This is a genomic window from Sphaerisporangium viridialbum (assembly GCF_049674955.1).
Lineage (GTDB): Bacteria > Actinomycetota > Actinomycetes > Streptosporangiales > Streptosporangiaceae > Sphaerisporangium > Sphaerisporangium viridialbum.
On sequence record NZ_CP187232.1, the window covers coordinates 1,589,928 to 1,613,940 of the forward strand.

At 71.8% G+C, this 24,013-nt stretch carries 20 protein-coding genes; 9 read left to right on the plus strand and 11 right to left on the minus strand.

The annotated features are described in order from the left end of the window. The first annotated feature begins 55 nt into the window (after positions 1-55). The gene (ald, locus tag ACOZ38_RS07430; protein WP_424529368.1) at positions 56-1,168 is read left to right on the plus strand and encodes an alanine dehydrogenase; all 1,113 of its coding nucleotides are present in this window, start codon (positions 56-58) and stop codon (positions 1,166-1,168) included. Positions 1,169-1,203: 35 nt separating this feature from the next. Here the strand turns inward: ald and ACOZ38_RS07435 are convergent, their stop codons facing one another. From ACOZ38_RS07435 to ACOZ38_RS07455, 5 genes are all read right to left on the minus strand, one after another. Next, complete coding sequence (locus ACOZ38_RS07435; protein WP_424529369.1) at positions 1,204-2,628, minus strand: tetratricopeptide repeat protein; 1,425 nt, start codon at positions 2,626-2,628, stop codon at positions 1,204-1,206. A 97-nt stretch (positions 2,629-2,725) separates the two neighbouring features. Then, complete coding sequence (locus ACOZ38_RS07440) at positions 2,726-3,739, minus strand: sulfite exporter TauE/SafE family protein (RefSeq protein WP_424529370.1); 1,014 nt, start codon at positions 3,737-3,739, stop codon at positions 2,726-2,728. Between the two features lie 195 nt (positions 3,740-3,934). Then, positions 3,935-4,222 carry an SHOCT domain-containing protein gene (locus ACOZ38_RS07445; RefSeq protein WP_424529371.1) on the minus strand — a complete coding sequence of 96 codons (288 nt, stop codon included), beginning with the start codon at positions 4,220-4,222 and terminating at the stop codon, positions 3,935-3,937. A 167-nt stretch (positions 4,223-4,389) separates the two neighbouring features. Continuing rightward, entirely contained in the window at positions 4,390-5,037 is a 648-nt protein-coding gene (locus tag ACOZ38_RS07450) for a response regulator (RefSeq protein WP_405144975.1), read from the minus strand. Next, positions 5,034-6,194 carry a sensor histidine kinase gene (locus ACOZ38_RS07455; RefSeq protein WP_424529372.1) on the minus strand — a complete coding sequence of 387 codons (1,161 nt, stop codon included), beginning with the start codon at positions 6,192-6,194 and terminating at the stop codon, positions 5,034-5,036. Before ACOZ38_RS07455 ends, ACOZ38_RS07450 begins: the two co-directional genes overlap by 4 nt. A 231-nt stretch (positions 6,195-6,425) precedes the next feature. Between ACOZ38_RS07455 and ggt the strand changes: the two genes are divergently transcribed. Continuing rightward, positions 6,426-8,264: a gamma-glutamyltransferase gene (ggt, locus tag ACOZ38_RS07460; protein WP_424529373.1), complete on the plus strand. Its 1,839-nt coding sequence runs from the start codon at positions 6,426-6,428 to the stop codon at positions 8,262-8,264. Here the strand turns inward: ggt and ACOZ38_RS07465 are convergent. Then, a complete protein-coding gene (locus ACOZ38_RS07465) occupies positions 8,261-9,724 on the minus strand; it encodes a flavin-containing monooxygenase (RefSeq protein ID WP_424529374.1) in 1,464 nt (487 codons plus the stop codon). The two genes, ggt and ACOZ38_RS07465, sit on opposite strands and share 4 nt — an antisense overlap. A gap of 164 nt (positions 9,725-9,888) precedes the next feature. After that, positions 9,889-10,059 carry a hypothetical protein gene (locus ACOZ38_RS07470; RefSeq protein ID WP_363915995.1) on the minus strand — a complete coding sequence of 57 codons (171 nt, stop codon included), beginning with the start codon at positions 10,057-10,059 and terminating at the stop codon, positions 9,889-9,891. Positions 10,060-10,209: 150 nt separating this feature from the next. On the opposite strand from ACOZ38_RS07470, the gene ACOZ38_RS07475 reads away from it, so the two are divergent. Beyond that, complete coding sequence (locus tag ACOZ38_RS07475) at positions 10,210-11,004, plus strand: SURF1 family protein (RefSeq protein WP_424529375.1); 795 nt, start codon at positions 10,210-10,212, stop codon at positions 11,002-11,004. A gap of 58 nt (positions 11,005-11,062) precedes the next feature. Further along, on the plus strand, positions 11,063-11,374 hold the full coding sequence (locus ACOZ38_RS07480; RefSeq protein ID WP_424529376.1) for a DUF3817 domain-containing protein: 312 nt from the start codon (positions 11,063-11,065) through the stop codon (positions 11,372-11,374). A 104-nt stretch (positions 11,375-11,478) separates the two neighbouring features. On the opposite strand, the gene ACOZ38_RS07485 is transcribed toward ACOZ38_RS07480, so the two are convergent. The 3 genes from ACOZ38_RS07485 to ACOZ38_RS07495 form a co-directional block, all read right to left on the minus strand. Continuing rightward, a complete protein-coding gene (locus ACOZ38_RS07485) occupies positions 11,479-11,670 on the minus strand; it encodes a hypothetical protein (protein ID WP_405144981.1) in 192 nt (63 codons plus the stop codon). A gap of 124 nt (positions 11,671-11,794) precedes the next feature. Next, the gene (locus tag ACOZ38_RS07490) at positions 11,795-12,739 is read right to left on the minus strand and encodes an LLM class F420-dependent oxidoreductase (RefSeq protein ID WP_424529377.1); all 945 of its coding nucleotides are present in this window, start codon (positions 12,737-12,739) and stop codon (positions 11,795-11,797) included. A 163-nt stretch (positions 12,740-12,902) separates the two neighbouring features. Then, on the minus strand, positions 12,903-14,354 hold the full coding sequence (locus tag ACOZ38_RS07495) for a carotenoid oxygenase family protein (protein ID WP_424529378.1): 1,452 nt from the start codon (positions 14,352-14,354) through the stop codon (positions 12,903-12,905). Positions 14,355-14,436: 82 nt separating this feature from the next. On the opposite strand from ACOZ38_RS07495, the gene ACOZ38_RS07500 reads away from it, so the two are divergent. The 3 genes from ACOZ38_RS07500 to ACOZ38_RS07510 all read left to right on the plus strand — a co-directional run bounded on the left by ACOZ38_RS07500 (position 14,437) and on the right by ACOZ38_RS07510 (position 18,625). Further along, positions 14,437-15,456: a winged helix-turn-helix transcriptional regulator gene (locus ACOZ38_RS07500; protein WP_424529379.1), complete on the plus strand. Its 1,020-nt coding sequence runs from the start codon at positions 14,437-14,439 to the stop codon at positions 15,454-15,456. A 51-nt stretch (positions 15,457-15,507) separates the two neighbouring features. After that, positions 15,508-17,160, plus strand: a complete 1,653-nt coding sequence (locus ACOZ38_RS07505; RefSeq protein ID WP_424529380.1) for a class I adenylate-forming enzyme family protein — start codon at positions 15,508-15,510, stop codon at positions 17,158-17,160. A gap of 172 nt (positions 17,161-17,332) precedes the next feature. Continuing rightward, positions 17,333-18,625 (plus strand): cellulose-binding domain-containing protein, encoded by a 1,293-nt coding sequence (locus ACOZ38_RS07510; RefSeq protein ID WP_424529381.1) that lies wholly within the window; start codon positions 17,333-17,335, stop codon positions 18,623-18,625. Positions 18,626-18,692: 67 nt separating this feature from the next. On the opposite strand, the gene ACOZ38_RS07515 is transcribed toward ACOZ38_RS07510, so the two are convergent. Then, positions 18,693-19,556, minus strand: a complete 864-nt coding sequence (locus ACOZ38_RS07515) for an arylamine N-acetyltransferase family protein (protein ID WP_424529382.1) — start codon at positions 19,554-19,556, stop codon at positions 18,693-18,695. Between the two features lie 105 nt (positions 19,557-19,661). On the opposite strand from ACOZ38_RS07515, the gene ACOZ38_RS07520 reads away from it, so the two are divergent. Both ACOZ38_RS07520 and ACOZ38_RS07525 read left to right on the plus strand, forming a co-directional pair. Beyond that, a complete protein-coding gene (locus ACOZ38_RS07520) occupies positions 19,662-20,321 on the plus strand; it encodes a response regulator transcription factor (RefSeq protein WP_405152244.1) in 660 nt (219 codons plus the stop codon). Further along, positions 20,318-23,986, plus strand: coding sequence for a DUF4153 domain-containing protein (locus ACOZ38_RS07525; protein WP_424529383.1), 3,669 nt, complete (start codon positions 20,318-20,320; stop codon positions 23,984-23,986). The genes ACOZ38_RS07520 and ACOZ38_RS07525 overlap by 4 nt, the downstream gene beginning before the upstream one ends. The last annotated feature ends 27 nt before the right edge of the window (positions 23,987-24,013 follow it).

Below are 24,013 nucleotides of genomic sequence, written 5' to 3' on the forward strand. Positions count from 1 at the left end.
CTGGTAGGGGCACGTCCGCATACCATCACTCGAGCCATTTTGAAAGGATTGCGCGATGAAGATCGGCGTGCCCGCCGAGGTGAAGAACCACGAGTACCGCGTCGCCGCCACCCCGGCGGGCGTGCACGAGCTCGTCCGCCACGGCCATGACGTCCATGTCCAGCGCGGCGGGGGCCTCGGCTCGCAGATCCCCGACGAGGACTACCTATTCGCCGGGGCGAAGATCGTCGACACCGCGGACGAGGTGTGGGGCGAGGCCGACCTGGTCCTGAAGGTCAAGGAGCCCATCGCCGAGGAGTACCACCGGATGCGCGAGGGGCAGGTGCTGTTCACCTACCTGCACCTCGCCGCGTCCCGCGTGTGCACCGACGCGCTCCTCGACCGCAAGGTCACCGCCATCGCGTACGAGACCGTGCAGGTGGGCAACTCCCTGCCCCTGCTGGCCCCGATGTCGGAGGTGGCCGGGCGGCTGGCGCCGCAGGTGGGCGCGTACAACCTCATGCGCTTCAACGGCGGCCGGGGCGTGCTGCCGGGCGGAGTGCCGGGCGTCGCCCCCGCGAAGATCGTCGTCATCGGCGGCGGCGTCTCCGGCCTGAACGCCGCGCAGATCGCGGTGGGCATGGGCGCCGACGTCACGATCCTCGACGTCAACATCGACAGGCTCCGCCAGATCGACGCGATCTACCAGGGCCGTCTCAAGACCATCGTCTCCACGCGGTACGCCATCGAGCAGGCCGTCGTGGAGGCCGACCTGGTCATCGGCGCCGTCCTCATCCCGGGTGCCAAGGCTCCGACCCTGGTGTCCAACGAGCTCGTCTCCCGCATGAAGCCGGGGTCGGTGCTGGTCGACATCGCCATCGACCAGGGCGGCTGCTTCGAGGACTCCCGGCCGACCACGCACGCCGAGCCCACCTACAAGGTGCACAACTCGGTCTTCTACTGCGTGGCCAACATGCCGGGGTCGGTGGCCAACACCTCGACGTACGCGCTGACCAACGCGACGCTGCCGTACGCGGTCAAGCTCGCCGACCTCGGCTGGCAGGAGGCGCTGCGCGGCGACGCCCCGCTCGCGCTCGGCCTCAACACCCACGCGGGGCAGCTCACCTACGAGCAGGTCGCCCAGGCCCACGGCCTGCCGTTCGCGCGGGTCGCCGACCTGCTCGGCTAGGCCCCGACGACATCACCCGCAAAGCGCCCCGGCCTTCATGACAGGCCGAGGCGTTTGCGGAGCTGCCGCGAGGTGGCGAGCACGTGCTCGATCTCGGCCGGGGTCGGCCAGGGGGCGGTGCCCGGCCTCAGCAGGGTCATGCGCACCGAGCTGAGGTGCTCGACGGCCGCCGCGTGCAGGCCGCTCTTCTCGGTCAGCCAGGCGACCACGTCGATGGGCTCCCTGAGCCGCCGGGTGAGAAGGTCCCAGGTGCCGAGGATCTCGGTCAGGTCGGCCATGCGCAGCATGGTGCCGCCCCGCCTGCCCGCCGCCGCGACGGCCAGCTCGGCGCGGGCCACCAGCTCGGGCTCCACCGGGCGGTCCCACACCGGCGCCACCTGGTCGGCCGTCCACCGCGGGGCCTCCGCGTGCCGGGCGCCGATGACCGACTGCAGGGTGCTCAGCTCCGTGGCCGCGCCCTGGTGCCCGTACATGGCGGCCTGGCGGAACCAGTGCTGCCCGCCCCGCAGGTCGTTGTGCTCGGCGATCAGGAGCAGGCCGAAGTTGTAGGCCGACTCGGGGTCGCCGCTGGCCGCCGCGCGCCCGAACCAGTGGCTGGCCGCGCGGGGGTCCTCCAGCTCGACGCAGACGAATCCCGCCATGCGCTGGTCCTCGACCCTGCCGAAGTGGGCGGCGCGCTCGAACCAGGCGCGGGCGGTACGCAGGTCACGGCGCGCGAGTGCGAGCCTGCCGAGCTGCGAGGCGGCGGCCGGGTGGTCGACCTTGGCCGCGAGGCGGTAGAGCGTCTCCGCGCCCTCAGGGTCGCGGTCGGCGTGCAGCAGCCGCCCGAGGTAGTACGCGGCGTCGGCGTGCCCGCCCCTGGCGGCGTACTCCCACCAGCCGCGCGCCTGCGCCTCGTCGCCCGTGGCGTAGCTCATGAAGGCGAGATCGTGCGCGGAGGCGAGGTCTCCCGCCGAGGCCGCGCGGTGGTGCCAGTCGCGGGCGGCGACGGGGTCGCCGATGTCCTCGCAGAGCAGGGCCAGCCTGCGGGTGGCCGGACGCGACCCGGCGCCCGCGGCGCTCTCGAACCAGTGGCGCGCGCCGAGGACGTCCCCCCGCTGCTCCAGCAGCAGGGTGGCGAGGTTGACGGCCGCCTCGGCGTCCCCGGCGCCGGCGGCGAGCTCGTACCAGGAGATGGCCTCGTCGAGGCTGCCGTGTTTCTCGTGCCAGACGCCGAGGTTGTAGGTGCTGTCGATGTTCCCGGCTCCCGCCGCCCGCTCCCACCAGTGGCGTGCCGCCGACCGGTCGCCGCGCTGGGCGTACAGGCGGCCGAGCCGGTGCGCGGCCCCCGAGTCGCCCGCCTGGGCGGCGCTCAGGAGGTCGGCCTCGCTGGGTTCCCGGAGTGACGCTTCGGGCGCACGGGGCATCGGCACGGCGGGCCACGCGACCGCCGCCTCCGGTTCACCATGCCACCACGTCATGGGGGACAGAGTCGCACGTGATCAAAAGAGATGGAACATAATCGACAGCTTCTTGCCGTCCGGCGGAACGCGTTTGACCCGGCCGCCACCAGGGATGTCAATGCCCAGGCTCGGTGGTCGCAGCAGAGGACGCCGGTTGACTTACGTTGATAAATCCGGCATACATCCCCATCCCGCATACATAGCGGAGCCGCCCGGGGCCCTGCGGCGCGAGCCGTACGGTCGCTTCGCCGGTCACGGGGAGCGTGATGTCGCGGCCCTGGATCGTCAGCGTGCGGGTGCACCCCTGGTTGTCCAGGGTGCGGAAGACGATCTCCGCGGGCCGGCCCGCCTCGATGGAGACCACGCCGGGACGGTAGCCCTCGGCCGTCGACCAGACGGTGACGACCTGGGTGCCGTCCGGGCGCCTCTGGGCACCGGCCGTCGCGGTCGCGGGAGCGCCGAGATCGGGCAGCCACCCGCCGAGCCGCAGGCCCGCGAGCACGGTGACCGACCCGGCCACGAGCGCCGCCGCCGCGGCGATGACCGCCAGCCTCGTCGAGGCGATGCGGCGGACCAGCACGCCGAGCAGGGCGAACGCCGGAGCCGTGCCCGTCACGAATCCGGCCATGACCGCCGCGCCGCCGAACCAGGATGCGCTGGAGACGGCGATGACCTCGGTGCTGAGCGTGACCCCGCAGGGGATGAGGACGGTGGCGGCTCCCAGCAGCCCCGCCCTCATCCAGGGCGCCGGGCGCGCGAGGCCCCCCACCGGTGGCGAAGGCGCCGGCGCGTGGTGGGAGGAGCAGGACGCGGCCCGGCCGGTGTTCCTGATGAGCCGGACGGCGAAGACGATCACGGCGGTGCCCGCCCCCACGAGGAGCACCGCCCGCGCCTCCGGCGGGATGCGCACGACGCCGCCCAGCAGGCCGAGCAGCGCCCCCACCACCATGTGGGAGGCGAGCCGCCCCCCGATGAACGCCGGCACCACCGGGCCGGCCGACCGGCGCTTCCCGCCGTCACGGCGGCCGGCGAGGCCGATGAGGAGGCCTCCCTGCACCGCCGTGCACGAGGTGGTGCCCGCCACCAGCCCGGCGGCGAGCCCCCCGGCGAAGAGCGCGGCGGGCGTCACGCTCGGCGGACCCGGGTCGCTCCGGCTCCACCCGGTCGTACGCTCGGCTCCACGCGATCCTCCTCCGTAAGTGTCTCCTCGCGGAACGTAACGGAGAGGGCCGCCGGTGGCCAGTGACACTTCGCTAACCGCCGCTCCTTTTTCCGTCATGACCTGCCACGACGGAGCTTCTCGCGGACCACCGGGGCGACGGCCTCAGCCGGAGCCTCCCTTCAGGACCGACAGGCGCTCGAAGTACTCGTCGTGGTCGAGCTCGCCGCGCGCGTACCGCTCGGCGAGGATCTTCTCCGCCGACGCCGTCGACGAGCCGCCCGCCGTGGAGCCCCCACCTGCCCACGGGACCGTACGGCCCGCGCCACCGAACGGACCCCAGCCGTTCCTGCGGGCACGGAAGACGAGCACCGCCATGGTGACCCAGAACAGGGTCCAGAAGATCGGGATGACCGGCCACCATGGCCCGGGTCCCCAGTGTGCGTAAGGCATTCGCCCCTCCTAGCTGGTCGGATGCCCTCCACACTCCTCTTCGCCGGCGCGCCTGCCATCGCCCCCGCGGCGCGTCCCGCGCTACCTCACCGGTGGGCACGCGTCCCGTACGCGCTACTTCCAGCGTCGTAGGAAGGTCATGCCAGGTCGAGCGGGTCGGCGGCGGGTCAGAGCCAGCCGGGTTTGACCAGGCCGGACTCGTAGGCGATGACGACGAGCTGGGCCCGGTCGCGGGCGTGGAGCTTCATCATGGCCCGGCTCACGTGGGTCTTCGCCGTGGCGGGCGCCATGAACAGCTCCGCGGCGATCTCGTCGTTGGTCATCCCGGCGGCGACCAGGGTGAGGACCTCGCGCTCGCGGTCGGTGAGCTGGTCGAGCCCCGCCGTGACGTGCGGCTCCTTCGCCCGGGAGGCATACTCGGCGATCAGCCGCCGGGTCACGCTGGGGGACAGCAGCGCCTCGCCCACCGCGACCACGCGCACGGCCTGGATCAGCTCGGCGGGCTCGGTGTCCTTGACCAGGAAGCCGCTGGCCCCGCCCCTGAGCGCCTCGAAGACGTACTCGTCCAGCTCGAAGGTGGTGAGGATGATGACCTTGATGTCGCCGGGCATCTTCCGCGTCGCGGTGAGGCCGTCCATCCCCGGCATACGGATGTCCATCAGCACCACGTCCGGCCGGTGCTCCTCGGCAAGCCTGACGGCCTCGGCGCCGTCTGCGGCCTCGGCCACCACCGTCATGCCGTCCTGGGCGTCGAGCAGGGCGCGGAAGCCCGCCCGCACGAGAGCCTGGTCGTCCGCCAGCAGGATCTTGATCACTCGGTTTCCTCAGGGGACTCGGTGCCCTCGACGGGCGGTATCGGAAGGCGGGCCTCGACGAGGAAGCCCGCCTGGTGGGCTTGCGCGGTGAGCGAGCCGCCGAGCGCGGTGGCGCGCTCACGCATCCCGGGGATGCCGTTGCCACCGCCCTCGCCGGTCAGCGGGCTCGGCCCCGTCGCGCCGCTGTCGGCGACGCGGACGCACAGCTCCTCCGGGCCGTATGCGATCGTCACCGTGGCGCGCGAGCCGGGCGCGTGCTTGGTGACGTTGGTGAGCGACTCCTGGATGATCCGGTAGGTGGCCCGCTCGACCCCGGGTGGCAGCGGCCGGGGAGCCCCCTCGGTCTCCCTGGTGACGGCCAGCCCGGTGCGCTCGATGAGCTCGTCGAGCTGGCCGAGGCCGGCCGCGGGCGAGCGGGGGGCGCCGTCGCGGAGCACGCCGAGCACCGCCCGCATCTCGGTGAGCACGTCCTTGCTGGCCTGCTTGATGGTCGCGAGGGCCGTGCGCGCCTGCTCGGGATGCTCGTCGATGAGGTGGAGGGCCGTGGACGCCTGGACGTGTATGAGCGAGATGCTGTGCCCGAGCACGTCGTGCAGCTCCTGCGCCATGTTCAGGCGCTCCTCGCTCGCCTGCCGCCTGGCCTCCTCCTCCTCGACCCGCTCGCGCTCCACGCGCTGCTCGCGCCGGGCGCGGGCCATCTCGGCCCCGGTGAGCACGACCAGGATGATCGCTCCGACGCTCGCGTGGTGCAGCCAGCCCTGGGGTCTCGGCAGAAGCCAGGTGGCGTAGGCGGCGAAGAAGAGGAACAGGGAGCCGCCCGCGGCCCACGCGGCCCTGCGATGCCCGGTCAGGACCGCGTTGAAGATCGCGATGATGGGGCTGATGAACACGGGCCCGTACGCGAAACTCGAGTAGATGTAGACGCAGGTCGCCACGATCGCCACCCACAGCGTGGCCACGGGGTGGGCGCGGCGCGCGACCAGCGCGAGCGGCCCCAACGTGAGCAGCGCGAACCCGATGGTGTCGAGCGGGACGCGCGTGCCGGGGTCCGCAGGGTCGACCTGGGCCCTCTGCGCGGCCATCGAACCCCAGACCTGACCCATGCCCACCAGCAACGGGAGCGTGGAGTCGAACCAGTGGGATCGTTTCGTGCGCACGCGGAAACGGTACGTCAGCGCGCTGACCAGCGCATCGTCCCAGCGTGGCAGTGCCGCCTACGATCCCCGACGTACCACCGCGCCGCCGCGTGGACCCTGCGTTACACTCTGGTCACTTCATGTCAACACCTCTGCCCGGCGGCCTGACCGCATGCGGACACTTTGATCATAATTGACCACGGTTGTGAAGCTATGAGTCAATGCTGGTGCGATCTAGGAATGAGGTCCAGCATGAGCTTTCGCCGCCTGGCCGTGCCCTTCGTAGGGGTCGCCGCCACTCTGGCCTTCGTCATACCGCCCGCGGACGCCCGGGCACCGGGCAACCCCGGCGCCCCGGGGCACGGGCAGCCGGCCAAGGTCCCCGTCGCCGAGGGGTACGGCGGAGCGGTGGCCACCGTCGACCTCGACGCCAGCAAGGCCGCGCTGAGCGTCCTGAAGCAGGGCGGCAACGCCATGGACGCCGCCGTCGCGGGAGCCGCCACGCTGGGCGTCACCGAGCCTTACTCGGCGGGGCTGTCGGGCGGCGGCTTCCTGGTCTACTACGACGCCCGGCGCGGCAAGGTCGTCACGATCGACGGCCGCGAGAAGGCCCCGCAGGCGATGACGGAGACCTCGTTCCAGGAGAACGGCGTCGCCATCCCGTTCGACGCCGCCGTGACCAGCGGGCTGTCGGTGGGCGTGCCCGGCGGCCTCGCGCAGTGGGAGCTGGCGCTTCGGCGCTTCGGCACCCTCTCGCTCAAGCAGGCGCTCCAGCCGGCCGTCGACGTCGCCACCAAGGGCTTCACGGTCGACCAGACCTTCTACGACCAGACCGCCCAGAACGCCGCCCGCTTCGCGGACTTCACCTCCACCGCGTCCCTCTACCTGCCGAACGGCGCGCCGCCGCCCGTCGGCTCGGTCTTCCGGAACCCCGACCTCGCCGCGACCTACCGCGAGCTGGGCCGGCGCGGCGGCGACTGGCTGTACGGGGGCAAGCTCGGCGAGGAGGTCGTGGCGACCGTCAAGTCCCCGCCGGTCAGGCCGGGCTCCACCCGGGTGGTGCGGCCGGGCCTGATGGAGCTCTCCGACCTGCGGGCCTACCGCGCCCTTGAGCGCGCGCCCAGCAAGATCAGCTACAACGGCATGGACGTGTACGGCATGGCGCCGCCGTCCTCGGGCGGCTCCACGGTCGGCGAGGCGCTCAACATCCTGGAGGCGCTGCCCAAGGTCGGCCTGCACGAATACCTCGAGGCATCCCGCCTCGCCTTCGCCGACCGCAACAAGTTCGTGGGCGACCCGGACTACGTCGACGTGCCGCTCAAGGGGCTGCTGTCGGACGGGTTCGCCAAGGAGCGCGCCTGCCTGATCGGCGACGTCGCGATGCCGAACCCCGCCGCGCCCGGCTCGCCCGACGGCTCGTACGGCGGGTGCCAGATCGAGGGCAAGCCCCTCGCGGCCGACGAGACCGCCAAGACGGGCGAGTCCGGCGCGGCCGAGAAGCCGGAGGGGCCCGAGACCACCCACCTGGTCGTGGCCGACCGCTGGGGCGACGTCGCGGCCTACAACATCACGATCGAGCAGACCGGCGGCAACGGCATGGTCGTCCCGGGGCGCGGCTTCCTGCTGAACAACGAGCTGACCGACTTCACCTTCGGCCCGGCAGCCGGCGACCCGAACCTCCCGGCCCCCGGCAAGCGCCCGCGCTCGTCCATGGCGCCGACGATCGTGCTGAAGAACGGCAAGCCCATTCTCGCCGTGGGTTCGCCGGGCGGGGCCACGATCATCACGACGGTGCTGCAGATCCTCGTCAACCGCTACGAGTTCGGCATGTCCCTGCCCGACGCGCTTGCCGCGCCGAGGGCCAGCCAGCGCAACACCGCCGCGACGCAGGCCGAGCAGGCCTTCATCGACCGCTACGGAGCCGGGCTGACCGCCAAGGGCCACACCCTGACGATCGCCCCCGGGCCGCCGGTCGGGGAGATCGGCGCGGCCACCGGCCTTGAGTTCCTCGGCCGGGGCAAGGTCCAGGCGGCGGCCGAGCCGTCCCGCAGGGGCGGGGGCAGCGCGCTGGTGGTGTCGGCGAAGCCCTAGCGGATCAGCTCGTAGGCCTTCGGCTTCACGTTCCTGGTTCGCGCCCAGAACTCGAACGTGAAGCCGGGCCACAGGGTGCGGTTCCTGCCCTGGTCGTCGAGGTACCAGCTCACGCAGCCGCCTTCGGACCACACCAGGCGCTCAAGCCGTTCCTGGAGCCTGTCGTTGTACGCCCGCTGGGCCTCGGGCCGGACGTCAAGGGCCCTCGCCCGGGTGGACGACAGCAGGCGCAGGCACGACATGACGTACCGCACCTGGGCCTCGATCATGAAGACGACCGAGTTGTGCCCGAGCCCGGTGTTCGGGCCGAGCAGGAAGAACAGGTTGGGGAACCCCGCCGTGGCGGTGCCGAGGTAGGCCTGGATGCCGTCCCGCCAGGCGTCCTGGATCTTCAGCCCGTTCCTGCCGGTGATCCGTTGCTCGGTCAGCGCCTCGGTGACCTTGAAGCCGGTGCCGTAGACGATCACGTCCACCGGGTGCTCCCTGCCGGTCGCGTCGACGATCGAGTGCTCGCGGATCTCGGTGATCCGGTCGGTCACCAGCTCGACGTCGTCGCGCCCGAAGGTGGGGTAGTAGTCGTCGGAGAGCAGGATGCGCTTGCAGCCGATGGTGTAGTCGGGCGTCAGCCTGGCGCGCAGCTCCGCGTCCGGCACCTGGGCGGCCAGGTGCCGCTCCGCGACGACCTGGTGCACCTTCATCAGGCGCGGGTCGACGGTGAACCCCAGGGCGCGGGTCTCCAGGAGCCAGTAGACCGCGTTGCGCAGCGCCCGCCCGGCCAGGGGCAGCGTCCTGAGCGTCCTGCGGGTCCGCTCCGAGAGGGGGACGTCCGGCTTGGGCTGGATCCATGGGGCGGTCCGCTGGAAGACGTGCAGCCGCCCGGCACGGCGGGCGATCTGGGGGACGAACTGGATCGCGGAGGCTCCGGTGCCGACGACCGCGACGCGCTTGCCGGTCAGGTCGCAGGAGTGGTCCCAGTTCGCCGAGTGGAACGACCGGCCGGCGAAGGTCTCGCGCCCGGGGATCCCCGGCAGGGACGGCACATGTAAGGCCCCGATGCCCGACACCACCGCGTTCGTGGTGAAGGTCGCGCCGTCGCCGGTGCTCACCCGCCAGCGGTTGGTCTCGTCCAGGTATTCGAGCCCGGCGACTTCCTTCCCGAAGCGGATGTGGGGCGCGAGCCCGTACTTCTCCACGCAGGCGCGCAGGTAGTCCCAGATCTCCCGCCGCGGGGCGAACAGCCGGGACCACTCGGGGTTGAGCTCGAAGGAGAAGGAGTACATCGGGGAGGGGACGTCACAGGCGCATCCGGGGTAGGTGTTGTCCCGCCAGGTGCCGCCGAGGTCGGAGTCCTTCTCGAGGATGACGAAGTCGTGGTAGCCGGCGTCCTTGAGCTTGATCGCCATGCAGAGCCCGGCGAAGCCGGAGCCGATGATCGTGATGCCGGGGCCCGTGGCTGCCATACCATCTCCTCCACCCCGTATTGGACCTTCGATCCAATTTAGAGGTAGGCGTCGTTCTGGTCTATCCCCCACCTTGAGTAGGCCGTATCAGGATATTTCCGGGCACGGGAAAAAGCGCCGACGGCACGAGGCCGACGGCGCGGGCGTCTACGACCGGCCGGGTCCTACCGGAGGAGCAGGAAGACGACCACGGCGACGACGATGACGGCGGCGACCACGGCGATCGCGGGCACCAGGTAGGACCGTTGCGGCGCGACGGGCTCGGGCTCCTGGCGCTGGGCGAAGGCCTTGAACTGCTGGGTGTTTCCCGCAGGGTCAATCTGAGGTTCTGACATGGCCACGACTTTATCGACCCCGGAGGTGACTTGACGCTGTTTATGCCACTTCGGCCTCAGGCCGGGGAACCTTTCCCCAGGACGCCGTGCCCGCCGTGCCTGAGCAGGACCGGAGGCGGGACCACGGGGCCGGGCGGATAGCGTGGGGGCATGCTCCGGACGTTGTTCTCGCCCCGCCTCGTGGGCCTCCACCTGGTGACGATCGGGGTGCTGATCTCGTTCACCTTTCTCGGGCGATGGCAGCTGGGAGTCTTCGAGGAGTCCGGCCGTCCCCACGCCGTGATGGATCCGGCGCCGGTCGCGCTCTCCACGCTCGTCGAGGCGGGCAAGCGCGTGCCGGTTCCGGCGATCAGCCGCAGGGTGACCGCGCAGGGCACGTTCGACGCCTCACGGCAGCTGCTGGTGGCGGAGCGCGCGCCGACCGTGGAGTCCGGCGGCGGCGCGAGCAAGGACGCCGGCTACTGGCTGCTGACCCCCCTGGAGCTGGCCGATGGCACTCTGGTGCCCGTCGTGCGCGGGTGGGTCGCCTCTCCAGCCGACCCCGCGACGGTCGTACCCACAGGGACGGTGAGCGTGAGCGGGCGGCTCCAGCCGTCCGAGCCCACCGACTTCGCCAGGAGGCGTACCTCCCCGCTCCCGGCGGGCCAGGTGGCCACCGTCTCGACGGCAGAGCTGATCAACGTCTGGCGGGGCGTCCGGCTCCAGGACGGGTTCGTGGTGGCCACGGCGCCGGTCTCCCCGGCATCGGCCCCCCGCCTGGTGGACGTCCCGCCGCCCACCGAGGGCGGCGGCTTCACCTGGCGGAACCTCGCCTACGCCGCCCAGTGGTGGATCTTCGCGGCGTTCGCCGTGTTCATGTGGTTCCACTTCGTGCGAGACACGGTGCGCACAGAGCGGGCGGGCGGCGGCGCGGCTCCGGAGCTCAGCCCGTCCCCGCAGGGCTGACCACCCCCATGCCCGGATATCGTGTGGTGACCGCTCTCCAAGCGAGGTAAAGATCATCGTGGAATCCGCGCTCAAGCCCTTCCGGGTGATGGCCTACATCGTCGGCTGCATGCTGCTCGCGCTCGTGGCGGCCATGGTCGTGAAGTACGCCTTCGACAACGCCACGCCCGTGGCCGTCGTCGGCCCCGTGCACGGCTTCATCTACGCCGTGTATCTCCTGACCGCGCTCAACCTGGGTCTCAAGGCACGCTGGTCCTGGCCGTACATCCTGGGAGTGCTGCTGGCCGGCACCATCCCGTTCCTGTCGTTCATGATCGAGCGCAAGGTGACCCAGCGCGTGCAGGAGCAGGTCGCCGTCGCTCCCGCCTGACCGCACGGCGAGCACGCGCACCCGCACCGCACAGTCGGCCGAGCGCGGACGACCGCGTGGGCGGACGGTCGTCCCGTCCGCTCACGCGGTCGTCGTGCCGGCGATCAGCCGCCGATCTGGCGCCGCCGGATCCGCTTGAGCCGGGCACGCTGCGATTCGTCCAGCATGAAGTACACGACCACGGGCCCGGCCAGCACGGCCAGCACCAGGATCCATGCGACCAGGGACGGCAGCACGAGAAGGGCGAGTACGGAGGCGATCCCCGCGCCCACGTAATACTTTGCGAGTGGCGACATGGCCGGGCCTTTCTCTTCGCCGAGCGGGGGTGGTCCCCACCGCCCATTCTGCGTCGTCCCTACAACGTCTGGCCCTCCGGCGGGAGTTCCTTTCGCGTGGCGGCGTCGCAGGTGCCGGCGGTGGCTAGTCGGCGAGGGCCTTGAGCGTCGCCTCGCCGCAGGGGTCGGCGTCGGTGCTGACGGGCACGAGCGCGACCTCGTCCACACCCGCCTCAGCGTACGCGTCCAGCCGGTCCATGATCTCCACCGAGTCGCCGATCAGCGCGACCGACTCCAGCAGAGCGTCCGGGATCTTGGCGAGCAGCTCGCGCGGGTGCGGCTGGGTCCTGGCGTACCGCACCACGTCCTCGAAGCCGGCCTCGGCGAACATCTCGCCGTACCCCGGCGCGGCGAGGTAGGGCACCACGCCCCGCCTGATCTGCTCGATCGCGGCCGGGCCGGGGTCCACCGCGGCCGTCACCCAGGCGGCGACCCGCGTGGTGGGCGTGAGCAGGCGCAGGTCGGTGATCAGACGGGCGGCGGAGGCGGGGGTGAGAAGATTGAGCACCATGCGGTCCGCGAGCGCGGCAGTGGCGACCGCGGCGGGACCGAAGGCGGCGACGGTGAGCTCGGACCGGGGAGCGGGCAGCCGCAGCCGGTAGCCCTTGCTGGAGACCCGGGCGCCCGAGAAGTCGGACCTCTCCCCGTCGAGCAGCGGGCGCAGCGCCTGGACGGCCTCGCGCAGCGCCGTGCCCGAACCGCTCCTGGACCGGCCGTGCCACTCCTCGACGACCGTGGGGCTGGAGGTGCCGAGCGCGACGTTGACCCGCCTGCCGGTGAGCTCAGCGACCGAGGCGGCTCCCATCGCGATCATCATGGGGTCCCGCACGCTCACCGCCAGCGGCCCCACCGTGAGCGCGGCCCGGCCGTCACTCGCGCCGATCGCCGTGGCGAGGGCGAAGGCGTCGTACGTCGCCATCTCGCCGACCCATACCTCGGGGTAGCCGAGCTCGTCCGCGATCCGAGCGGTCCGAACCGCCTCGCCCGCCGGGCGGTCCTGCCACAGCCCGAGGGAGACGCTGAGCCTCATGTGTAATGCTCCTGCCATAGCCCGGGGGAGCCGTAGTGCCTCGTACGGCATGCCCCCGACACTGTCCTTGCGAGACGCTTAGTCAACCTCATACTGGACACTCCTCACCACTTCCACTTGATTCCGTTTTGTGAGTCATATGCGTATCTGCTTGGTCAACGGCTCATCGGAGCTGGTCTGATCTGACCCAGGTCGCGTGGAAGCCGAGCGGCACGCGCTGGGGGATCAGCACCCGCGCGATCGGCCCCGCCGCCAGGTCGGAAGCGGAGAGGACCTGCACCTCCGAGGTGCCCTCGCGCTCGTCGGTCACGAAGGTGACCAGATAGCCGTCGTCCTCGCCGGTCGCGCCGTCGCGGGGGGCGTACGGCGCCTCGCTGCCGTAGCGGTGCTCGCCGAAGCGGTGCGCCTGCTTCTCGCCGGTCACGTTGTCATAGCGGACCAGCCCGTCGAACAGGTTGGTGTCGGCGTCCATCACGGACACGTTGTACGCATATCGCGTGATATATCCGGTTTGGCGGGCGTCGATCGACGGGAACTCCGTGTTGTGGCCCTCGTCCACGAACCCCTCCGAGGTCCGCCCGGTGCGCAGGTCGAAGCGGTACCGGTACATCCGGGCGTCGAGCTTGAGGTACGACAGCATGCGCGCCAGTGGGCCGCCGTCGCCGCTGGGCGCCGGGCGCGACACCCGGCAGACGTCCATGGTGATCTCGTCCCCGGACTCCCAGGCGTTGACCACGTGGTAGATGTAGCAGGGCTTGGCCTCGAACCAGCGGATCTCGTGCGCGAGGCCCCGGCGCGGGATGACGCCGAAGCGCGAGGGCAGCTCGCGGTCGAAGGTCAGCTTGTACCTTCCCCGCCGCGCGGCGCCGAGGTCCTGGTAGAGCGGCAGGTCCATCAGGATCGCGTGGTTCTCGGTGATCGCCATGTCGTGCGGCAGCCGCGCTCCGGGGAGGTCCAGCTCCACGCAGTGCTCGACAGTGCCCTCCGCGCCGACCACCCCGTACCGGAGGTACGGCTCGCGCGGCCCGTAGTCGAACCAGAACAGCTCACCCGTGCGCTCGTCCACCTTCGGATGGGCCATGACGTCGCCCGTCAGCGTGTTCAGGAACGTCTCGGCGCCGAGGGTCTCCAGCGAGAGCGGGTCGAGCGAGTACGGCGAGCCGCACAGGTACCACGTCGCCAGCACCCTGCCCCGGTGGAAGATCACATCGGTGTTCGCGGAGTCCTTCAGGTCGAGTCCCCGGGTGTTGCCGAACGGGTTGCCCTTCGGACTCTCCATGACGCCGCTCCACAGCGACCTCCCGGCGTCGGACTCCGCCTCGAAGGCGCGGGTGCGCACGTAGCGGTTCCGGTACCGCGCGCGGCCGTTCTCGAAGTGCACGGCGTGCACCATGCCGTCGCCGTCGAACCAGTGGTATCGGCCCCGCATCGGATAGCGCGCGTTGGGGCCGTTGCGCAGGTAGACGCCGTTCAGGTCGCGGGGGATCTCGCCGACGACCTTCAGGTCGCCGGAGGTGATCTCGTCGTGGACCGGCGCGTAGACGCCGAGGAGGTACGGGTTCGGCTCGCCCGACTCGTCCATCACCGTCGCGACCGCCGTGGGCTGTTCCCTCATCACTGGAAACTACGATTGAAAAAGTCAGCTGGTCAACGCGCCGGCCAGGCCCCCGCCGGGGGCGCTGTTCAGAGTCGGCGCGGTGGAGACGAAGGAGTCGCCGGTCATGGCGGGGGTGGGGAAGGGCGGGGCCGGAGGCCGCGATCACGACAGCGCGGATCTCAGCGCCATAGGGCGCGCGCTCGGCATCCTCGGCGACCGATGGGTCCTGCTGATACTCCAGCGGGCCTTCCTTCTTCGCATCCGCACCTTCGCCGCGTGGCGCGACGAGCTCGGCATCTCCGAGTCTGTGCTCGCGGCCCGGCTCAAGGAGCTGGTCAGGCACGGCATCTTCGAGCCCGCGGCCTACCGCGACGGCCGCATCCGCTACGAGTACCGGCTGACCGGCAGGGGCCTGCGGCTGTGGGCGTTCCTCGTGGCGATCCACAGCTGGGAGCGCGACTGGGCCGACCGGCCCGACCTGCTCACGCCGACCCACGAAACGTGCGGGAACGACGCGCGGCCGTACCTCGCCTGTGGAACGTGCCGCAGGCCGATGAGCGCACGGGACACGCACGCCGAGCGCGGCCCGTTCGCGACGTTCGCCCGCGCCGGGGTGGCTCGCCACCATCGCCGCACCGTGCGCGTCGACGACCGGACCGACTTCCTCGGCTACTGCCCGCACTCGATGGAGATCCTCGGCGACCGCTGGAGCACGACGATCCTGGCGGCGGCCTTCCTCGGCATCAGGCGCTTCATCGACTTCCAGGGCGAGCTGGGCATCGCGCCGTCGGTGCTCACCGAGCGGCTCAAGCGGTTCGTCGAGCTCGGCGTGCTCCAGACCGACTCGTACCGGCTCTACCGGCTCACCGACAAGGGGCTCGCCTTCTTCGAGGTCTTCGCCTTCCTCGCCGACTGGGCGCAGCGGGAGCTGCCGGCTCCTGAAGGGTCCGGCCCGACCATCACGCACAGGCCCTGCGGCGCGGCGTTGCGGCCCGTGCTGCTGTGCCGGGCCTGCGAGCGGCCGCTGGAGCGCAGGGAGATCCGCTTCAACGTGCCGGAGCACCTGCGGCCCCCGCCCGTCCCGGCCGCCTCCGGCGAGGATCTGCCCGCCCGCCATTGACCGGCTGGCTTCTGTCTTCGTAGTGTCGCTCCATCCACGATGGGAGTCGCGATGAGGCTGCACCCCCCACAGCAGGTCGAGCGCTTCACCTCGGGTGGATGGTGGACCGGCGACACCGTCGACCGGCTGTTCAGGGGGCAGGTCAGCGCGCGGCCGGAGGCCGTCGCGATCGTCGACCCGCTCAACAAGCCCAGCCTGATGGACGGCCCGGTCCGGCGGCTGACCTGGGCCCAGCTCGGCGCGGAGGCCGACAGGATCGCCGCGGTCCTGCTGGAGGCCGGTGTCCTCCAGGGCGATGTGGTCGCGGTCCAGCTCCCGAACAGCGTGGAGCTCGCGGTGACGTTCCTCGCAGTGGCCAGGATCGGCGCCGTGGTCACCCCCCTGCCGGTGCAGTACCGCGAGTACGAGCTGGCGCAGGTCATCAGGCTGGCGGCGGTCAAGGTGTTCGTCACGGCCGAGCGCGTCGGCGACCGGGACAACGCCGAGATCGTCCGGAGGCTCGAAGTGCCCGCGCCCCCGATCGTGCTGGCCTGGGGCGATCCCGCCGGGGACCTGGAGATCGCGATCGCCGACCCGGCCATGCTCGCCGCGCACCTCAAGGGCCTCGAAACCGACCCGAACGACTGCGTGACCATCTGCTGGACCTCGGGTACCGAGGCGACGCCCAAGGGCGTGCCCCGCTGCCACTACGACTGGTTCGCCGTCGAGTCGAACACCACCGCCGCGCCCTCGCTGACCGGGGACGACGTGGTGCTCAACCCGTTCCCGATGGTCAACATGGCCGGCATCGGGGGCGTCTTCCTGCCCTGGCTGCGCACCGGGTTCCGGATGGTCCAGCACCACCCGTTCGACCTGCTCGGCTACCTCGACCAGATCACCGAGGAACGGGTCACCTACACCCTCGCCCCGCCCGCGCTGCTCACGATGCTGCTGCGGAACCCCGAGATGCTGGAGCGGTACGACATCTCCTCGCTGACGCGCATCGGCTCCGGCTCCGCGCCGCTCCCTCCGTGGATGGTGAAGGGGTGGCAGGAGCGGCACGGCATCGCGGTCATCAACTTCTTCGGCTCCAACGAGGGCATCGCGCTGCTCTCCGATCCGGTGAACATCCCGGACCCCGAAGAGCGCGCACGGTTCTTCCCGCGGCCGGGCGTCCCCGGAGGCGCCTGGCCCGGGACCCTCGCCGCCACCCGCGTGAAGCTGGTGGACCCCGTCTCGGGCGAGGAGATCACCGAGCCCGGCCGGCCGGGAGAGCTGCACCTGTCGGGGCCTACCGTCTTCGCCGGCTATCTCGCGGGCACCGCCGCCGCGGACCCCTTCGACGAGGACGGCTACCTGGTCACGGGCGACGTGTTCGAGATCGACGGCCCCGGCGGCCGCTACCTGCGGTACGTCGACCGCGCGAGGGATCTGATCATCCGGGGCGGCGTGAACATCGCCCCCGCCGAGCTGGAGGCCCTGCTGGCCGGGCACCCGGCCGTCGTGGAGGTGGCGGTCGTCGGCTATCCGGACGAGGTGCTGGGCGAACGGGTCTGCGCGGTCGTCGCGCCACGGGACGACGTCGATCTGCCATCGCTCGTGGACTTCCTCAAGGAGAGGGGCATCGCCTCCTACAAGCTCCCCGAGCGCCTGGAGATCGTGGAGGGCCTGCCGCGCAACGCCGTGGGCAAGATCCTCAAGCGCGATCTACGCGAGCAGCTCTGAGGTGAAAGATTCAGCTCGTTTCCGCGCCGTCCGAGGTCGGTGACCGAGAAGCGGCGTCGTCGTTGACACCTGGACACGCGCGGAGAACCATCGGCGGTCGAGCGCAGCAGAGCGATCCCGGTCCGGCGTGTGGGAGCGCTCCCACTCCTCACTGTAGAAAGCGAGCGAATCCATGAGTGCTCCCGTCCCCGGCCGTCCGTCTCCCTTGCCGAGACCCGTGCCCCCGCGGCCGGGCCGGCCGAGTGCGACGCGAGAGATCCTCGCCGTCGTCGCCGCGCTGGCCGCCGTCGTCGCCGTGCTCCTGCCGGCCCGGGCCGCCTCGGCGGCGGACCCCGGCTGCCGGGTGGACTACAGCGTCAACCAGTGGAGCGGCGGGTTCACCGCCTCGGTCAAGGTGACCAACCTGGGTCCGGCGATCTCGGGCTGGGATCTCCGGTGGACCTTCGGCGGTGACCAGAAGGTCACCTCGGCGTGGAACGCGAAGCTCACCCAGACCGGGGCCGCCGTGAGCGCCGTCAACCTGGCGTACAACGGCTCGCTGGCGACCGGCGGGGCCACCGACTTCGGCTTCCAGGGCACGTGGGCGGCGTCGAACCCGGTGCCGGCGGCCTTCACCGTCAACGGCGTCCCCTGCAACGGCACCGGCACGCCGACGCCCACCCCCACCGTCACCCCGACTCCGACCGTCACCCCGACGCCCACCCCGACGCCCACCCCGACCCCCACCCCGACCCCGACCCCGACGCCTACTCCGACGCCCACGCCCTCGGCGCCCGGCGGCTGCTCGGGGGCCGTGGTCTGCTCAGGGTTCGACGACCAGGCGTCCTCCACGCCCAGCGGTGACTGGCAGGTCGTGGCGCCCAACTGCCAGGGCAGCGGCACGGCCGCCATCGACTCCTCCACCGCGCACAGCGGCACCAAGTCCCTGCGGGTGAACGGCGGAGGCGGCTACTGCAACCACATCTTCGTCGGCACCACCAAGAACGTCTCCACGGTCGGGCCCGTGGTGTACGCGCGGATGTGGGTCAGGCACACCACCGCCCTTCCCCCCTCGCACGTCACCATGATCACGATGGCCGACGCCGCCAACGGCAACAAGGACCTGCGCATCGGCGGGCAGAACAGCGCCCTGCAGTGGAACCGCGAGTCCGACGACGCGACCCTGCCCGAGCAGAGCCCCACGGGCGTCGGGCTGAGCACGCCGCTGCCCACCGGCCGCTGGGTCTGCCTGCGCTACCAGATCGACACCACCAAGCAGGCCATGAGCACGTGGGTGGACAACCAGGAGGTCGCCGGCCTGCACCTGGACCAGACGCCCACCCGGGACGTCGACTCGCAGTGGCTCAGCCGTACGACGCCGCCGCGCCCGGCGACCCTGCGCCTCGGCTGGGAGAGCTACGGCGGTGACGCGGACACGCTCTGGTTCGACGACGTCGCGTTCGGCTCCTCGCCGATCGCCTGCTGATCCCCCGGCGGGGGCCCGGAGCGGTGGACGCGAACCGTTCCGGGCCCTCAGGCCGAGCCGGCCTCGTTCAGGATGAGCCGGCGAGCCACTTCTCGTGCGCCTCGTTCAGCCGCCGCCACAGACCGGCCTTCTCCTGTGGGGTGACGTCCTCCAGGTGCAGCCCGAAGACGTCGGCGAGAGCCTCGTAGTAGTCGCGGTGGCTCGGCAGGATCGACGTCCCCTCCTCGGAGCCGAGCCGGGTGAGGACCAGCCCGCGCAGGGAGTCGACCCCCGCGGCGTCGCGCCGCTGCACGCTCAGCACCTGCCGGAAGCCGGACTCCGGCGAGGTCGACAGGAAGTGGTGTTTCTCCGTGAAAGCCGACATCGGCACGGCGCCTCGCCGGAAGTCGAATCCCAGGAAGCTGCCGCGCGGATCGTGGTCGAACCGCCAGCCCCCCGGCTCGGCCTCGGAAGGCCGCAGGCCGTACACGAAGGGCCCCTGCCGGTGGACGCCCTCGACCAGGGGGAGCGGCGCGTGGATCCCGTCGCCCAGGCCGAGGTCGACGAACCAGACGCCGTCCGGGCACTCGGCCGACGGCAGCCCCGACACGGTGAGCGCGAGGTGGTTGCCGGCGGCGCCCGCCGGGCTCTCCGCGGTGTTCTGGACGCCCCCCATGTGCCGCGTGACCTCATATCCCAGCTCGGCGAGCAGCAGCGAGAACGCGCCGTTGAGATGGAAACAGTAGCCGCCGCGACCGCGGAGGACGCGCCCGGCCGACTCCATCGGGTCGACCGTCGTCGGGTGGCCCAGCCAGATGTGGAAGTACTCGTACGGGACGCGCTCGATGTGGGCCGTGTGCAGCCGCACCAGTGACTCCACGCTCGGCGGGCCGGCGGGCTCGTCCAGTCCGATGCGATGGAGATAGGCGGATACGTCCAGAGATCTCGTCACGGGCCAAGCTAATCAATGCTGCATCGGATCTGCACATATCAGCCAGGTTTGTCTGCACGAGATCGTTCTAGGCTTCCGTGCGTGACAGACCAGCGACGCATTCTCGTGGTCGAGGACGACGGCACCATCGCGCTGGCCGTGCAGAGCCGGCTCGTCGCCGAGGGCTTCGACGTCCGCATCGCGGGGGACGGCGAGGCCGCGCTCGCGGCCTATGCGAGGGCGGAGCCCGACCTGGTCGTCCTCGACAGGCTGCTGCCGGGCCTCGACGGCGTGGAGGTGTGCCGGCGCATGCAGGCGGCGCGGCCCGTCCCGGTGCTGATGCTGACCGCGCTCGGCGAGGAGACCGACCTGCTCGTCGGGCTCGGCGTCGGCGCCGACGACTACCTCACCAAGCCGTTCAGCATGCGCGAGCTCGTCGCGAGGATCCACGCGCTGCTGCGCAGGGTCGAACGGGCGGCCCAGCTCGCCCACGAGGACACGGTGATCCGCGTCGGCGACGTCGAGATCAACACCGCCGAGCGCAGGGTTTTCGTGCGCGGGGCCGAGGCGCAGCTGACCCGCACCGAGTTCGACCTGCTCAGGCGCCTCGCGGAACGTCCTGGCCATGTCTTCGAGCGCGAGAGGCTGCTCTCCGACATCTGGGGCTTCTCGGAGGCCGCCGCCACCCGCACGGTCGACAGCCACGTGCGCGCGCTGCGCCGCAAGCTCGGCGCGGGCATCGTCCGCACGGTCCACGGCGTCGGATACGCGCTGGTCAAGCCGTGAGGCCGCTCGACTTCCTCGGCCGGATCAAGGCCAAGCTCGGGCTGGTCATCCTGCTGGCGGTCGCCACGGCCTTCGCCATCAACGAGTACGGCCGCTCGCTCGGCGTCGTCCCGTCGGTGCGCATGGGACTCGCGGGGTTCCTCAGCCTCGGCACGGTCCAGCTGCTCGGCCGGGGCATGACCGGGCCGCTGCGCGAGATGGCCGCCGCCGCCCAGACCATCGCCAAGGGGCGGTACGGGATGCGGGTCACGGCCACGTCCAGGGACGAGGTCGGCGAGCTGGCACGGGCCTTCAACGCGATGGCGGCCGACCTCGCCGAGGTGGACCGGCAGCGCCGCGAGCTGGTCGCCAACGTGAGCCACGAGCTGCGCACGCCCATCACCGGGTTGCAGGCCGTGCTGGAGAACATCGTGGACGGTGTGTCCCCGCCCGACCTCGCCACGCTCAGCACGGCTCTGGCGCAGACCGAACGCCTCGGCCGGTTGGTGGCCCAGTTGCTCGACCTGTCGCGGCTGGACTCCGGAGCCCGGCCCATCGAGCCCGAGCCGGTGGAGCTCGGACCGCTCTGTGGCCAGGCCGTGCGGGAGGCGAGCCTCGCGCGCGACGACGTTTCGCTGTCGAGCGCGGTGTCCCCCCGGCTCGGCGTCCAGGCCGACCCCGCGCTGCTCGGCCAGGTGCTGGCCAACCTGCTGGACAACGCCGTACGGCACAGCCCGCCCGGCGGGCTGGTCCGGCTCGAAGCACGGCCCGAGGGGGCGGGCGTACGGCTCAGCGTGACAGACGAGGGCCCGGGCATCCCCGAGCCGGAGCGCCCACGGGTGTTCGAGCGGTTCTCCCGCCTCGACACCGCGCGGGCGGCCGACGCGGGCGGCGCGGGCCTGGGCCTCGCCATCGTCAAGGAGATCGTCGAACTGCACGGCGGCTCGATCAGGGTCGCCGACTCCCCGGTCGGCTGCCGCATGGTGGTCGGCCTTCCCGGAAGGACGACTGTCATGAGTGACGCGCCGGAGCCGCTGCGAGAAGGCTCCCAGCCCGCCAAGGCCACGGCCACCCCCTCCGCCCCCGAGCCGGACCGCGTTCGCGAGGCGGCGGCGAGCGGTGGCGAAGATCGTTTACCCGATGAAGAGCGCTTAACTTCCGGGGCCGGGCCGGTTCCCGTGGCGGCCGAGCTCGGCCACTCAGGGAAGGACCCGCTCCCTGACGGGGGCGAGCGGGTCCGTACCGAAAGTGAGCCGACTCCCACCGGAGCCCAGCCGGCCCGTACCACCGGTGAGCCGGTCGGCGTCGACGGCGAGCCGGCCGAAGCCAGAGCGGATCCGGCCGGACTCGGGAAGGAGTCGGTCGGCGTAGGAGCTGAGCCGGTCGTACTCGGAAAGGACCCGGCCGAGCTCGGAGGGGAGCCGGTCGGCGTAGGAGCTGAGCCGGTCGAACTTGGAAAGGACCCGGCCGGACTCGGAGGGGAGCCGGTCGGTGTTGGAAAGGAGCCGGTCGGACTCGGAAGGGAGCCGGTCGGTGTCGGGGGGATGTCCGTCCGGAGTGAGGACGACGCCGGTGTCGCGTCGCGCACGGATTCCCGAGGCGGCGGTCCGATCCGGTGGGAGGCCGGAGCGGAGCCGGACACCGTGGTCTCGAATGTCCGCGTCGCCGCCTCCTCGGCCCCCGCCCCGTCCCCGTCCCCGTCCCCGTCCCTGGCCGCGCCCGTGGCCCCGGGGGTGCCTTCGGGGCTGGGCGCCGGGGTCGCGGGCGGACTGCTGGGGCTCGTCTGCGGGTTCGTCGTGGGGCTGTGCGCGGCGTTCTTCATGGGGTTCTTCTTCGGCGGGCTCTACGGGCTGGCCACGATGCTGCTCTTCACGGTGGGAGGGGCGGTGCTGGGCGCCCGCCTCGGAGCCGCGACCGCCCACGGCCGGCCCGTACCCCAGCCGAGATACGCGCCGGCGCCCGCCTCCGGGTCGGTATCCGCCTCCGGGCCGGGGTACGGGCCGGTGTCCGCCGCCGGGTACGGGCCGGTGTCCGCCTCAGGGCCGGGGTACGGGTCAGTGCCGGCCTCCGGGCCGGTGCCCGCCTCCGGGCCGGTGCCCGCCTCCGGGCCGGTGCCCGCCTCCGGGGCGGGTGCCTCCCCGCCGGGGTACGGGCCGGTGTCCGCCTCCCCGCCGGGGACCGGCTCTCCGGCTGGGGGGCAGCCGGTGGCGGAGTACGTGCCGCCGCCGCTGTTCCCGCGTCCCGACCTGCCCGAGACGCCCCGCAGGCTGCTGTTCCTGGCGGCGGCGGTCGGGCTCCTCGCGGCGATCGCGCTGCCGGACAGCAGGCCTGGGCTCGGGATCGTGCTCGTGGCCGTCGCCGCGGGCGCCGCCGTGCTTCCCGCCGCGCGTCACCGGATCACGCCGTGGACCGCGACGTTCGGCCTCCTGGCGTACGCGCTGGTCGCCGTCGCCCTGTTCAGGGACGCGGACTGGCTGGTGGCCCCGATGCTGCTCGCCGGCTTCGGGGTGGCGGCGCTGGCGGTGTCGGGAGTCGGCCGCGGCTGGCTGGGAGTGATCAGGGGAGGCCTGTCGGTCGTCCTCGCGGTCCTGCCGCTCCCGTGGTTCCTCGCGACGCCGCTGAAGGCGATCAACCGGCGGCGCGTCGGTCCCGTGCTCGCCGCGCTGGGACTGACCGCGGTGCTGATCGTCGTGTTCGGGCTGCTGTTCGCCTCCGCCGACGCGGTCTTCTCCTCCTTCGTCACGCACCTGTTCACCGCCCCGGCGTGGGCCTCATCCCTGCCGTTCCGGATCTTCGTGTTCGTGGTGTTCGCCGCGCTGGTGGGGGCGGCGACGCTCGTCGCCCTGAGGCCGCCGGTCGAGCCCGCCGCGCCCAACCTGCGCGGGAGCGTGAGCGGCACCCTGTGGATCACTCCGCTGGTGGCGCTGAACCTGCTGTTCGCCTCATTCGTGGGCGTGCAGATCACCACGCTCTTCGGCGGCAACCGCAAGGTCGTGGAGACGGCGGGGCTGACCTACGCGGAGTACGCCAGGTCGGGCTTCTTCGAGCTGGTCACGGTGAGCGTGTTCGTGCTCGGCCTCGTCGCGGTGGCCGCCGGGGTACTCGCGCCCAGGGGCAGGGAGCGCTGGCTGCTCGCCGGGCTGCTCGGGCTGCTCTGCGGGTTCACCCTGGTGATCCTGGCCTCGGCACTGCACCGGCTCGGCCTCTACACCGACGCCTACGGCCTGTCGCGGCTGCGGGCGTCGGTGGGGGCGACCATCTGGTGGCTGGGCGCGGTGTTCGCGCTGGTCCTGGTCGCCGGGGGCATACGCCTGAGCGGCCGGCGGATCGGCTGGCTCCCGCGCGCGACGGTGCTGCTGACGGGGCTGTCGCTGGTGGTCTTCGCCGCCTGGAACCCCGACCTGCGGGTCGCGGAGACCCAGCTGCACAAGCGCGGCGTCGAGCGGCTCGACGTGGACTATCTCAGCGACCTCGGGGCCGAGGCCGTACCGGTGGTGGCCGGCCTGCCCGAGCCCGCGCGTAGCTGCCTGCTGTCGAAGATGGCCGTCGTGGACGCGCTGGGGGAGTCCGAGTCGTGGAACGGCTGGAACCTCGCCCGCGAGCACGCGCGTGACCTGCTCCACGCCTACCCGATGCGCGAGCCGACCCTGCTTAACTGTCAAGATATAGGGTCGCCTGGGACATAGGTCATTCACAGCGGGCTCCTTGAAAGG